At 43.4% G+C, this 13,394-nt stretch carries 9 protein-coding genes; 1 reads left to right on the top strand and 8 read right to left on the bottom strand.

All coding sequences use genetic code 11. The features are described 5' to 3' along the window. Nucleotides 1-10: 10 nt before the first annotated feature. A complete protein-coding gene (fabF, locus tag ABIC84_RS12720) occupies nucleotides 11-1,255 on the bottom strand; it encodes a beta-ketoacyl-ACP synthase II (RefSeq protein ID WP_429263771.1) in 1,245 nt (414 codons plus the stop codon). 165 nt (nucleotides 1,256-1,420) lie between these two features. Next, nucleotides 1,421-2,263, bottom strand: coding sequence for an isocitrate lyase/PEP mutase family protein (locus ABIC84_RS12715; protein ID WP_429263770.1), 843 nt, complete (start codon nucleotides 2,261-2,263; stop codon nucleotides 1,421-1,423). A 143-nt stretch (nucleotides 2,264-2,406) separates the two neighbouring features. On the opposite strand from ABIC84_RS12715, the gene ABIC84_RS12710 reads away from it, so the two are divergent. After that, a complete protein-coding gene (locus ABIC84_RS12710; RefSeq protein ID WP_426589553.1) occupies nucleotides 2,407-3,033 on the top strand; it encodes a CatA-like O-acetyltransferase in 627 nt (208 codons plus the stop codon). Nucleotides 3,034-3,163: 130 nt separating this feature from the next. Here ABIC84_RS12710 and ABIC84_RS12705 read toward each other — a convergent pair whose 3' ends face one another. The 6 genes from ABIC84_RS12705 to ABIC84_RS12680 form a co-directional block, all read right to left on the bottom strand. Then, nucleotides 3,164-4,456, bottom strand: a complete 1,293-nt coding sequence (locus ABIC84_RS12705) for a DUF885 domain-containing protein (protein ID WP_426589555.1) — start codon at nucleotides 4,454-4,456, stop codon at nucleotides 3,164-3,166. Nucleotides 4,457-4,556: 100 nt separating this feature from the next. Further along, nucleotides 4,557-4,991 carry a CBS domain-containing protein gene (locus ABIC84_RS12700; RefSeq protein WP_426589557.1) on the bottom strand — a complete coding sequence of 145 codons (435 nt, stop codon included), beginning with the start codon at nucleotides 4,989-4,991 and terminating at the stop codon, nucleotides 4,557-4,559. A gap of 538 nt (nucleotides 4,992-5,529) precedes the next feature. Beyond that, nucleotides 5,530-7,029, bottom strand: a complete 1,500-nt coding sequence (locus ABIC84_RS12695) for an arabinan endo-1,5-alpha-L-arabinosidase (protein WP_429263769.1) — start codon at nucleotides 7,027-7,029, stop codon at nucleotides 5,530-5,532. A 159-nt stretch (nucleotides 7,030-7,188) separates the two neighbouring features. Beyond that, a complete protein-coding gene (locus ABIC84_RS12690; protein WP_429263768.1) occupies nucleotides 7,189-8,745 on the bottom strand; it encodes a RagB/SusD family nutrient uptake outer membrane protein in 1,557 nt (518 codons plus the stop codon). A gap of 30 nt (nucleotides 8,746-8,775) precedes the next feature. Continuing rightward, nucleotides 8,776-12,120, bottom strand: a complete 3,345-nt coding sequence (locus ABIC84_RS12685; RefSeq protein ID WP_426589563.1) for a TonB-dependent receptor — start codon at nucleotides 12,118-12,120, stop codon at nucleotides 8,776-8,778. 160 nt (nucleotides 12,121-12,280) lie between these two features. After that, entirely contained in the window at nucleotides 12,281-13,363 is a 1,083-nt protein-coding gene (locus ABIC84_RS12680; RefSeq protein ID WP_426589565.1) for a FecR family protein, read from the bottom strand. Nucleotides 13,364-13,394: the final 31 nt, after the last annotated feature.

Genomic DNA, 13,394 nt, shown 5'->3' with positions numbered 1-13,394 from the left:
TTCTATGGCTTTATACTGCTTTAAATACCACTATTCCGTTATGCCCGCCAAAGCCGAAAGTATTGCTCATAGCTACTTTTACTTTATGGTTAATGGCATCATTTAATACAAATTTCAAATTGTCTGGAATAGCAGGATCCAGGGTTGTAGTATTGATTGTTGGTGGTATCACCTGGTTTTCAATTGATTTTATGGCTGCAATAGCTTCAATAGCTCCGGCGGCACCCAGCAGGTGGCCAGTCATGGATTTGGTTGAACCGATTATAGTATCTGTTGCTTTGCCTTTTGTAACCGCAAGCAGGGCGTTAATCTCTGAAAGATCGCCTACCGGCGTTGAAGTGGCATGCATATTCAGATAGTCGACATCTTCAATGTTTAACCCCGATTCATTTAGGGCCTGTTGCATGGCACGTGCTGCACCCAATCCTTCAGGGTGAGTGGCAGTCATGTGATATGCATCAGCAGTCATAGATGCTCCGGTAACTTCAGCATAAATATGGGCACCACGACCTACTGCATGTTCATAATCTTCCAACACCAAAGCACCTGCGCCTTCGCTCATAACAAAACCATCACGATCAATATCAAATGGCCTTGAAGCGTGTTGCGGATCATTATTACGGGCCGACATGGCTTTCATCGAACTAAAACCACCAATAGAAGCCGGGGTTATAGGCGCTTCAGAACCGCCGGTAACGATGATCTTAGCCTTACCCAAACGGATGTAATTAAAAGCATCCATAATGGCAGTATTGGACGTTGCACAGGCCGAAACCGTGGTATAATTGATCCCCATAAAACCATTGCGGATAGAGATCATACCCGATGCCATGTTAGATATAAACTTCGGCACAAAAAACGGGCTGAACCGCGGCTGTCCATTACCTTTGGCATATTCGGTTACCTGCTCTTCAAAAGTTTCCATGCCACCTTGTCCGCTGCCCCAGATCACGCCAACATCAAACGGGTCCATTTTATTAAAATCAAAACCCGAATCGAGGATAGCTTCATCAGATGCTACCAATGCGTACTGGGTAAAGGTGTCTGTACGTTTTAATTCGGCCTTATCAAGGTGATCTGTGATATTGAAATCTTTCAATTCACAGGCAAATTGCGTACGGAACAATGATGCATCAAAACGGGTGATGGTTGCAGCGCCGCTTTTACCGGCTATTAAATTTTGCCAATAAGTTTCTACATTATTTCCAAGCGGTGTTAAAGCGCCCAGACCTGTTATAACTACTCTGTTTAACATGATGGTTTTATTAAAATCGGCGCAAAGATATAAATATATACCACTTGGTATTTTGATAATTCAACATGTACTGGTTTTACATGCTGAAAATTACCGGGTTATGGCATGACCAAAAGTTAAAACAGTTCAAAAACCATCATGGTTAAATCAAGGAAAGAGATTCGATTATTTTCCAAAAATCTTATTTAGTTCCGAATAAGGAACAGCATCATTTATAAAACCATAACTTCCCTGTGAAAGTTCAACAGCCGCCTGCTGAAAAGCGCCCAAAGCAACCCTTGCCAATGCCGAACCAAGGCTTACTCTTTTTACACCCAGATCGGCAAGTTCATTGAAGCTAATATCAAAACCTGCTGCGCCAAGTACAATATTCACGGGCTTAGGCGCAACGGCTTTTACTACTTCCCTTATTTGTTCCCTCGTTTTGAGGCCTGGCGCAAAAAGCACATCGGTACCTGCATCGGCATAAGCAACAAGGCGTTTTATAGTGTCCTGCAGGTCTATTTTCCCGTGGATCATATTTTCGGCCCTGGCAGTTAGCATAAAATGAAACGGCAAACTCCGCGCCGCTTCAACAGCAGCCTTTACCCGTGCAACCGAAAGGTCGAAATTGTAAATGGGATCTTTATCATTCCCCGTAGCATCCTCTATTGAACCGCCAACCAGTCCCACTCCCGCTGCGGCTAAGATAGTTTCGGCACAAATCTCCGGCGTATCGCCAAAACCATTCTCCAAATCGGCAGCTACCGGTAAATGGGTTGCATTGATGATAGCCCTTGCATTATCAAGCGTTTCATCGCGACTGATCAGAGCATACCCATCCGGCCGGCCCAGTGCATAAGCCAACCCCGCACTGGTAGTAGTAAACGCTTCAAAACCTAAACCGGTTAAAATTTTGGCAGAACCAGCGTCCCAGGGATTGGGGATAATGAATAAACCATCACGCTTATGCAGTGCTTTAAAAACTTCGGCTTTTTGATATTGGGAATTGTTTATTGCTGATGACATTTGAAGGTAGATTAGTGTTTATCGAAATTAAACAAAAGTTAGCCTGCAGTCACGAGTCTTAAGCCAGAAATTTGCTTTTTGACTTAATACTTACGACTTCTAACTTCCGGCTTAATATCCCTATTATTGTAGTTGCAATGGTTATGAAACAAAAAGTAGATATAGAAAACTGGATCAGGAAAGAGCATTACAACTTTTTTAAACAGTTTGAGGAGCCCTATTATGGCGTAAACGTAAACGTTGATGTAACAGCCGCCTATAAGTTTGTGAAGGATAACGGGATCTCATTTTTCCTTTACACCATGTACCAGTCTTTAGCGGCATCGCAAATTATTGAGCCTTTCAAATATCGTATGGAGGGCGATGATGTTTTTATTTATGACCGGATTGATGCCAGCTCAACCGTGCCGCGGGCTAATGGCACATTTGGCTTTGGTGAATGGCCTTTTCATCCGTTGTTCGAAGATTTCGCCCGCGACGCCAACAAGGAAATTGAACGGGTGCAAAGTAACAACCTGCTTGAACGCAAGGCGTTAAACAATGTAATCCGTTTTTCTTCGCTACCCTGGATCAACTTCACCTCGCTGTCGCACGCGCGGATGTTTTCATTTGTGGATAGCTGCCCCAAAATTTCCTTTGGAAAAATGACAGAGCATCATGGTAAGCGTACTATGCCGGTGTCCGTCCATGTAAATCACGCATTGATTGATGGCATCCACGTGGGCCAGTATATTGATTGTTACCAGGAGCTGCTGAACAAAGGGTTTTAGGCTACTGTAAACGCGCAGAAGTTGCGTACCTCTGGCACGCTAAAACCCTATAAATCTTTAATAATTATTCTACAAACCTTTAGCACCTCTGGTGCTATCTTTCCATCTATTGATTTACAAGATAAAAAGTTTAACTTTTTTTAAACACATTTTCCTTCACCATAAACAACGGCAGCGAGCCATGATCAAGCACGCGCGAATGAAAATCCCTGATATTAAACTTAACGCCTTGTTTTTGCTGCAATTCCTCTTTCCAGTGCAGTATTTGTAATGCGCCATACTTGTAGGTAACTACCTGTGCCGGCCAGCGGCGCATGCGGGCAATTTCGCGCATGGCAATATCATCCTGCCCCCGGATGTTCTTTTTCCAAAATGCCAGCGCCTGTTCATCTGTCCAGCCGTAATAATTAAGCGCTACATCCAAGGGTACGCGTACCGACCGTACAATATCCCACTCCCATTTACCCAGGTCATCATAAGGCGTTTTGTATACACCAAGTTGTTTGCCTAACTCTTCGGTATATGCCGCCCAACCCTCAGCAAAGCCCATATAATAAAAAAGCTGCTGCACGGCTGATGTTTTGGTTTGCGCCTCCGTACTCGCCTCGTAATGGTGACCGGGAACTCCCTCATGCATAAAAAGCCAGTCGACCTGCCGTTTATTGTATGGCTTATCAAAAAGATTATAGTAAAACGCATTACTATCGTAATAGCCGGGCGTTTGTGCCAGCTGCCTGCTTTCGCCTTTTACAATTTTTAGCAGGGCTATGTTGGTATTGCTAAACAGTTTGGACATGTTGGCATAAATGACCGCTTTGGTATTTTCGAAGGCTTTCTGGACTAACTTCGGGTCGCTGATAAAAAAGGACGGATCATTGAGGTGCTTATAAAAAGCATCTTCGTTTAACCCGGTTTGCTGGCGGATAGCTTCGATATGCTTTTGAACGCGGGCCACTTCGCTAAGGCCAAACTGGTAGATCTCATCAGGAGTGGCGCTGGCACTGGTCCAGCGTTTAAGCAGGTAGGCATACCAGGCTTTTCCGTTAGGGAGGTTGATAATACCATTGGTAGGAACAGCCGCCGGTTTGTTTTTTAACCAATCCTGTTCAAGGGAAATCCGCTCTAAATTGAGGCCTGTTTCATAACGGATCAGCTGATAATCTACTTTTTCCGATTCGCTGAGCTGATCTGCCTTAAAAGCCGATAAGCCGGTTTTGACTTTTGTAAAAAAGTCCAGTTGCTTTTGCACATCGGCGGCTGTGCCAATACGCTCTAAGCCACTTACGTAGCTTAACTCCAATTGTGGTAAATGCAATTTGGTGTAGCCGGCTACAAAATCATTGCAAAAAGCATCAAACGTTTGCTGACCAAAAGCAAAAGAAGAAGTTAAAATAAAAAACAAAAAAACAAGAGGTCGCCTCATAACAACGGAGTGGTTAACAAACCTAAATATTTGCTTTGATTAATTTATGCAAAAACAAATCTCCTGTTAACCATTATCAGCAATCCAAAAGCATTTTTGCTTATGTTGATTGGATGTAGCTATGCAATTGCTCAATGGTTTCCCTTTGCGAATAGATAGTTTCGTACACCACATCACTCATAGAAATAATACCGCATAGCTGATCGGCCACATCAAACACCGGTAAATACCTGATATTATTTTCGCTCATGATCAGCATGCATTCATCAACTGATGATTCGGGTGTGATCCTCGGGAAATTGGTACTTATGATCTCGCCGGCGGTGGTTTCATCAGAGTGTTTACCCATTAAAATGATTTTACGGGAGTAATCCCTCTCTGTCATCAGGCCCATATACCTGCCATTTTCAGTTACTACTACCGAGCCGATGTTTTTTTCGGCCATCAGTTTCAACACGTTAAACACGGTGGTATCGGCAGGTACTGCAGTAACGTTGTTCCCCTTACGGGCCAGGATATGCTTTACACTTTTCATAAATACTCAGGTTAATTTGGTAAATTCAAGATACGAATAAGTAACAGAAAAACAATGGATTGTGGAAAACAAAATCTATTCAGGCTAAAAAAACCGTTCGGCCATGCAGTTTAAACCAATCCTTATATTGTAACAAATCAGGTGCCCCAATTTTTTGATTCCCGAAAAAAAATTAAAAAAATGCCGGCTGTCTTTTTTGTAAAAAAACAATTGTTCCATTTTTTGAGAGTGAAACAAGGAACAGTGTAAAAATGAAACAAATTGATAATCAGCTAATTAGTACATTCAATAAAACATACATAACTAATTAAAAATCAGACAATAAAACTAATAAGAGTAAAAACAATGGAGGTTTTACAGAAGATTTGACGCCATGTTTATACAACTTCTTTTTTTGTTTTTATCGTAACTTTTTGAATAAGTTACCCAATAATAAAAAGCGCTGACAAAATAGCTTCACCAACAATCTCGGTTTCTTTGATTAAAAATGCCCCCCGGTAATTAAACCGAAGGGCTACCAACCTATATAAAAACAAACCTATTGTTTTCTCTTTCCCCAAATGGCAGTGCCATGGTTATCTAACCCGGTAAATATCAGGGTTGATGTTATTTTGTTTTCCCAGTCGCGCTCACGTTCAACTTTTAGCTTGTACGTATCGCCGTTGCTGTATTTAAGCTCAAGCCATGGAGCGGTAAATGTCCATTTATCGGCAGCGTTACCATCAATAGTACCGGCAGCGTCCAGTTTAAAGGTTGTTGAAACCTGGAAGTCCGGATTGGTTTGCTCGGTACCATAACCCGGTACAATATGATAATTCAGCGTAATTTTTTCATAGGTTCCTGCCACATCGGTTGATGCTATAGTTGTTTGAGCAACATTGGCATATCGCTCGGGCGATACTATTGGCCAGCCGTCGGTCGTCCATGATATTTTACGAACGTGCAGGTCCATAAAGTACGAGTTAATACCCGGCCTGCCCTGGTGTGCCATGTAATATTGCCCGCTGCCATTATCAAACACCGCGCAATGCCCTGTGCCCTGCCAGCCGCTTTGGTTGCTGAACTGGTATGGGGCAAGGATCATCGGCCCATGATCCTCATCGGTATTGATGTCATGCCCGTTATAATCATAAAACGGACCGGTCGGGCTATCGCCCCGCCCTACCCTTACGTTATACTTGGTTTGCAGCCAGTCATAACTGATAAACAGGAAATACTTTTTCAGATCGGGGTTGTAGATCACTTCAGCACCTTCAATATTACCATTGTATTTGCCGCCGGTAAAACCGCGGTTAGCTATGCGCTTACCCTTATCGCCCGAATTGGCCGCCAGGCCGGTTGAAGGATCAAGTTTCAGGATATAGATCCCATCCCAGGCCGAGCCATAATACATGTACTGTTCGCCGGTTGTTGTAGTTATTACGGTTGGGTCGATAGCGTTTGTTTGGATACTGGCATCATTGGCTGATGTTACAACGAGGCCTTTCTCCGTCCAGGGACCATCAGGCGATGAAGCTGTCGCCATGCCGATAACACTCAGGCGTGCTACAGGCGATGAAAGCGAATAATACAATCTGTACTCCGAACCCACCTTCATTACGTAAGGCGCCCATAAGGCGTTGTAAGGCGTGCCGCCTTTACCCGTAATATAGGCAGATCCCTGCGCCGGTAATGACGAAAATACCCAGCCCACATACTCCCACTGCACCAAATCCTTCGACCTGCGGATTTGCAGGCCCGCTCTTACATCAGTACCAAAAGCCACATCGGTACTATAGCAATAATAATAATCACCAAACTTTTTGATGGATGGGTCATGCACGTTATACACTGTCCACTTAGGATAATAGGTAAATGCCGCAATATCCGCATAAGTATCACTGATACTATTGATATCAAATGTGGTTGTTACCGGTGGAGTTGTGGTAGTATCCGTTTTAGTTGGCGCAGGTGTTTCCTTTTTTGAGCAGGAAAACATTACTGTTGCCAACGCTGCTATTAAGTATAGATCTTTCGCTTTAGTCATCGTCTTTGTCATCTCTTGCACTTAATTTTTATTCCCTCCCTCGAGAGGGGTGTAATAGATTGTGATGTGGCGGGGAGGGGTTTATGCAAGCAGTGTATTTACCGTGATTCATAAACCCCTTCCTCCTCCTTCCCAAGGGAAGGAATCGCGCCTCCACCCGCTCTTTTTTCTCTAATACCCCGTATTCTGCACCAAACCCACGTTAGTTTGTACCTCGGTAAGTGGTATTGGCAGATATTCCTTACCCGGTGTGTACGTATTAAATTCAGGGTCGCGCGCTTTTAGCCAGGCCAGTTTGGTGGCATCCTGCAGCCAGCCCCAGCGGCGGATATCATCAAACCTGTGCCCTTCAAGCGAAAACTCAAGGAAACGCTCGTGACCTATCTGCTCGCGCATTTCGGCCTGGCTCATACCCGGCTTAACAGTGGCCAGGTTTGGTAAACCTACACGGTTGCGCACTTTCTGGATATATTGATAGGCGTCATTTGTCTGGCCCAATTCGTTCAAACATTCCGCGTACATCAGCAGTACATCGGCATAACGCATCAGCCTTTCGTTGATGCCCGATCTCCAGTCGTATTCATCAGCCTGGCCGCTGTCGCCGTTTTCATACTTATGGCAAAACAGGGCATTTAATGAGGAGCTGCCGGCGTAGCGGGCGGCAAAATCCTGGTTATATAATTTTTCGCCGGGTTTGTTGTAATACATGGTTACATCCAAACGGGGATCAACACCGCCGCTGGTTGTTTTTTCCTGCAGATATTCATTGTATAATGCAGGCGTTGGCTGCACATCGGTAAAACCGAAACTCGCCGCGCCAAAAGTGATTGCACGGGCAGATGTACGGCCCCATCCTGATGATGGATCGCCTCCCCAGCCCAGATCTGTACCTCCGGCAACCGTCGAAAACTGAACCTCAAAAATCGATTCGGAGTTGTTTTCATTGTTTGCAAAAAAGTTATCGTAATAATTGGCCACCAGGCTATAGGTACCCATATCAATAACTGATTTGAACTCGGCAGCCGCTTCAGCATATTTTTTTGTAAACAGATAGGTTTTACCCAGGTATGCAGATGCCGCACCTTTTGTAGCACGACCAATCTGTCCGTCGGGCGATAAGCCGCTGTAAGTTGTTGGCAGCATGCCTTCGGCCGCTTTAAAATCGCTGATCACCTGTGCCCAAACTACATCCTGTGGTTGTTGTTTCTGGAAATAATCGGCACTTGAGCCGGCAGGTACCAACGGCATAGGCACGTTTTTATAAAAATCGGCCAGGTGAAAATAGTACAGGGCGCGCAGGAAATATGCTTGTCCTAATACCCGTTTTTTCAGTTCGGCATCCATATTAATGGCGGGTACATACTTCAGCACTTCATTTGCGCGTAAAATACCCTGGTAGTAGGCTGTCCATGAAAACAGTACGCCATCGCCGGTGCTTTGCATGTTAAACTTACCCATATTATAGATCTGGTCCCAGGGGCTATAGCTTGTCGCATCATCGCCCCGTGTGTTTTCTACTATCGGCGAAAAGCGCATGTATGAACCATCAATGATTAAACTGCCGTATACCGCGTTAATTCCCTTTACGGCATCGCTGGCATTTTGCCAAAAAGTTTGAGTTGTTTGCGCGTTAGGGTTTACCGTAGTCAGATCGCTCTTTTTACATCCCATGGCCAATACAGCTACCAACAATAGCGTTAATACTGCCTTTGTATATATCGTTTTCATTATAAATAATGTTAAATCGTTAATCAGTTTTTATAATCCTAATTGTAAGCCTACCAGTAAAGTGCGTGGATTTGGGAACGAGCCATAATCAAAACCACGGTTAATGGTACCATCGTTAATAAAATCAGGGTCGAAACCTTTGTACTTGGTTATGGTGTACAGATTTTGTCCCGACAGGTAAACTCTAAGGCTCCTGATCACGTGCGTACGGTTCAATAAACCCGTTGGCAGCGTATAACCCAATTGTGCAGTTTGTAAACGGGCATATGAGCCGCTTTGAATAAACCTGTCAGAATTGCGGTTATTGGCATTAGGATCGCCAATTATTGGACGCGGCACGTTGGTATTGGTATTGTTTGGTGTCCAGTAATTCAGCTCATCAGTGCTGGCATTGGTATACTGACCGGTCATTAAAGACTGATACACACCATTGGCTATTTTACTGCCATAGTTGCCCTGTATAAATACTGACGCGTCAAAGTTTTTATAATTAGCGCTGAAGTTAAAGCCATAGTACAATTTAGGAATAGCCGAACCCAAATAAACACGGTCGGCATCATTGATGATGCCATCTTTATTGGTATCAACAAACTTAACATCGCCCGGGGCTGCTCCTGTTTGGGTGGCATGTGCCGCTACATCCGCAGCATCTTTAAAAATGCCTTCAGTTTTAAAAGCGTATAGTTCACCTACTTCGCCGCCAACAGCCGTTTTGCTGTATGCGCCGTATATCGGGTTACCGCCATTGCCTAATGATGTTACTTTATTTTTAACGGTTGAAGCGTTTGCGCTAATGGTGTAATTAAACGGACCGGTATCCCTGCTGCGATAAGTTACCGTAAACTCGATACCTTTATTGGTAAATGAGGCAGCATTAACCAGCGGCGTGTTAATAGCCCCTACCGAAACCGGGATAGGTACTGATAACAGGATGCCTTTGATCTTGTTGATATAATACTCTGACGAAAAGCTTAGCTGATCATGAAACAGGCTTAAATCCAAACCAATGTTAGTTGTTTGCTTTTGCTCCCATTTATTGGTTTGATCAAACACCTGGGTTTGGGTTGCTCCCGATGCAAGTGTATTACCGAATACATAGCTGGCATTGGCATTTACTACCGCCTGGTAAGGATAAAATGCAAGTGCATTTACGTTACCTAATGTACCATAACCGGCTTTTAATTTTAACTGGCTGATGGTTTCGGGCAGGTGCAAAAATTTCTCCTTGTTGATGTTCCAGCCTACTGATACACCTGCAAAATTACCAAAGCGATTATATTCAGGCAGTTGCGATGTACCGTCACGACGGTAGTTTGCTGTCAGCAGGTAACGGTCATCATAGTTATAATTTACACGACCAAATATGGGCGAGTAAAATTTACGTTCGTTACTGTTGCCAAACACGGTTTTATCGGTGGTATTGCTCACATTATCAAACGCAAACAGGTATGGCTGGGGCAGGTTATACGCAATACCTGTAAGGTTATCATTTTTATCCTTTTGATAAGCCGTACCCGCTAATAACTCCACATGGTGCTTGCTGATATCAAACTTGTAGCTTAACGTATTCTCAATAAGTGCGGTGTAATAATTACCGCGTGCGTCTCTGTAGTAAGCAGTAGTGTTTGGGTAGAACCAGCCAAGATCGTAAATAGGATCAAAGTAAGTATTCTTGAAATCGTTACGATCATAGCTTGCATTTAGGCGGTATTTCAGGTTTTTAATAAACTCAACCTCCATCCAGGCCGATGCCAGCATACGGTTGCGTTGCCCGGTGCTGTTCAGCAGGTTATTTACACCAATGATATTCAAAGAGATAGCTCTTTGTGTATTTTGATCAACACCTCCGTAGCCGCCAACACGGTTAGGGTCATAAATAGGCATGGTAGGGATAGCTGTCACCAGGTCAACTATCTGATTACCGGTACCGTGCAAGTGAGGATACGCCAGATTGTTATAGTCGCCTTCGGTATAGGCAAACTTAGTACCGAAAGATACGATACCTTTTTTACCCTGGATATTGCCGCTGAGGTTATAACGGGTATAAGAAGGTCCAGATACAGTTGTACCGGTTTGGTTAAAGTAATCAAAGGCAACGTTATAACTCATGTTTTCGTTACCGCCCGATAGGCCCAGGTCATGACTTTGGGTATAACCAGTTCTGAACCCCGATTTTTGCCAGTCGGTGTTTACATTGCTGATAAATTTGCTTGATGAGGGATCGTTGCCCGGGGCCAGGGATAAACCTGCATTGGTTTCGGCAGCGTTGGCAATTTTCTGATAACCTACCCTATCGGTAACAGAAAGCGTTTTGGGATTTTTCTGGAAGCCTGCATAACCATTGTAATTGATCTTCATGGCGCCATTTTTACCTTTTTTGGTAGTAATGATCACCACACCATTAGCACCGCGGAAACCATAAATTGCCCCCGCCGAAGCATCCTTTATCACCTGCATACTTTCGATATCAGTGGTTGGGAAATCGAAAGGTTCCATAGTTGGCACGCCATCAATAATATAAAGCGGGTTGTTATTGATAAGCGAACTTACACCGCGGATACGGATAGAAACGCCTTCGCCCGGCACACCCGAGCCGTTTACCTGCACACCCGCAACCTGGCCTTGTAAAGCCCTCGCAACATCCGGTGTTACACGTTTATTGGCATCTTTAAGATTTACCACAGCAACCGAACCTGTAAGGTTTTCCTTTTTCTGCGTGCCATATCCAACCACAATTACTTCGTTCAACGAGTTGGATGCTGCTTTTAACTGTACATTGATCAACGAGTTGCCGTTAACTGTTATTTCCTGCGAGGCATAGCCAACAAACGAAAAAACAAGTACTACACTACCGGTATTGTTATCGGGAATATTTAATGTATAACGCCCCTGTAAATCAGTTTGGGCGCTTACATTGGTGCCCTTTACCTTTACCGTTACACCAGGCATGGGCAAGTCAGTCTCGTCGGTAACTTTACCGTTAATAGTGCCGGGGGCCATTGCCTTGCCTTTTTCGGTAAGGATAACGAGGTTATTATCACCCAGCGTATAACTCAGGTTGGTATTGCTAAGTACAATTTTCATCACCTCTTCAAGCGATGCATCTTTTGTATTTAAACTGGCGGGCATGTCATTTTTCAACAACATATCGTCGTTATACAAAAAGCGATAATCAGACTTCTTTTCTATCTCCTTAAGTGCCTTCTTCAGGGACACATTTTGGAAATTTACGTTGATCTTGGTCTGACCATATCCTTTTGAAAACGCCTGCAATGAGGAGACGAGCACCAGGATACAGATAAATTTAAACATAAGAAGTACTTTCAAAAATTGGTTCAGCCGCAATGGGTTAATGCGGTGTGCATTTTTTTTCATAATTTAGCATTAAGGTTATTTTAACTATTTGGTTTATAGAAGGACTGGTAGTTAACTTGTACCACATTATAATGGGGGGATGCGGGAACATCTTCCCATTTTTTATGGTTTAAGATTTGATATTTATTTACGCATAGGCTCTTTCATAAAGGTTTATTAATTAATAAATTACAATTTGGTTAGTGTCAATTCTATAACGAAACGCCGCCGTTTTCTGCAGGCTCAATAAAGCCTTATTAATCGATTCTTTTTCAAACTTACCGGTAAAGCGCAGCTTTTTTACATCCTCATTTTCAAAAACGATGTTCACATTATATCTGCGCTCCATTTTTTGGGCGATATTTTCAAAATCTTCAGCGTCAAAGGCCAGTTTATTTTCAAGCCATAAGGCTTCTGATGGCAAAGTGTCCTTTTTGGCCTGGTGGATACGGCTCAGTGCTATAAGTGGTGTTTCCTCAGCCACCTTATCTGTAGGGGTATTGCTTTTAATTTGCGGCTCCTGGTTATTAATTATTGTAAGTTTTTCTGAAGGGTTGAGGATGATCTTTTTTTCGGGATTTTTTAAAATAGTGAGTTCAATTTTTCCGCGTACCAGTGCAGCTTCAGATGTTTTATCATTATTATATGAACGCACATTGAATTTAGTACCCAACACCCTGACGCTGATTGTTGACGTAGTAACGACAAAAGGGTGCTGCGCGTCTTTAACCACATCAAAAAAAGCTTCGCCAACAAGGCTTACCCTTCTTTGATCGGTACCAAAATCATTGCTGTAAGTGAGTTTGCTGCCCATATTAAGCCAAACACGGCTGCCATCGGGCAATTGAATTTTGCTAATTCCGTTTTTAGGAGCAGTTATTTCATTGGGTTTCCCGGTAGTGATAGTTTCTTTGCGTGTAAACCAAAATATGCCCAGCATCAAACATGCGGCAGCTAATAACGATCCCAGTTTAATGATCCCGTTTTTTTTTGTTTTGCTTTGGATTGAGATGATTTGAGCGGCTTCTTCAGCTTCCTTTTCTTCAATGACATCAAGTTCGGTTTCAAAAGCATCCCATTTGCTTAACAGCTTTTCATCCTGGCTTGTTTGCTGATCATTTTTCCAGATCGCTTCCAGCCCATCCATTGGGTACATACCGGCGGCTTCCTGTTGCTGCAACAGTTGTTCAAGTTCAAGTAATTCTTCGGGCGAAGCTTCACCATTTAACTTTTTACCAATAAGTATCCAGATGTTGTTGATCATTATTTACGGCTCTATATATAAAGACTGTAAA

It is taken from the genome of Mucilaginibacter sp. 3215, assembly GCF_050433785.1.
Taxonomy (GTDB): Bacteria; Bacteroidota; Bacteroidia; order Sphingobacteriales; family Sphingobacteriaceae; genus Mucilaginibacter.
This window is presented reverse-complemented; position numbering and strand designations above follow the sequence as displayed.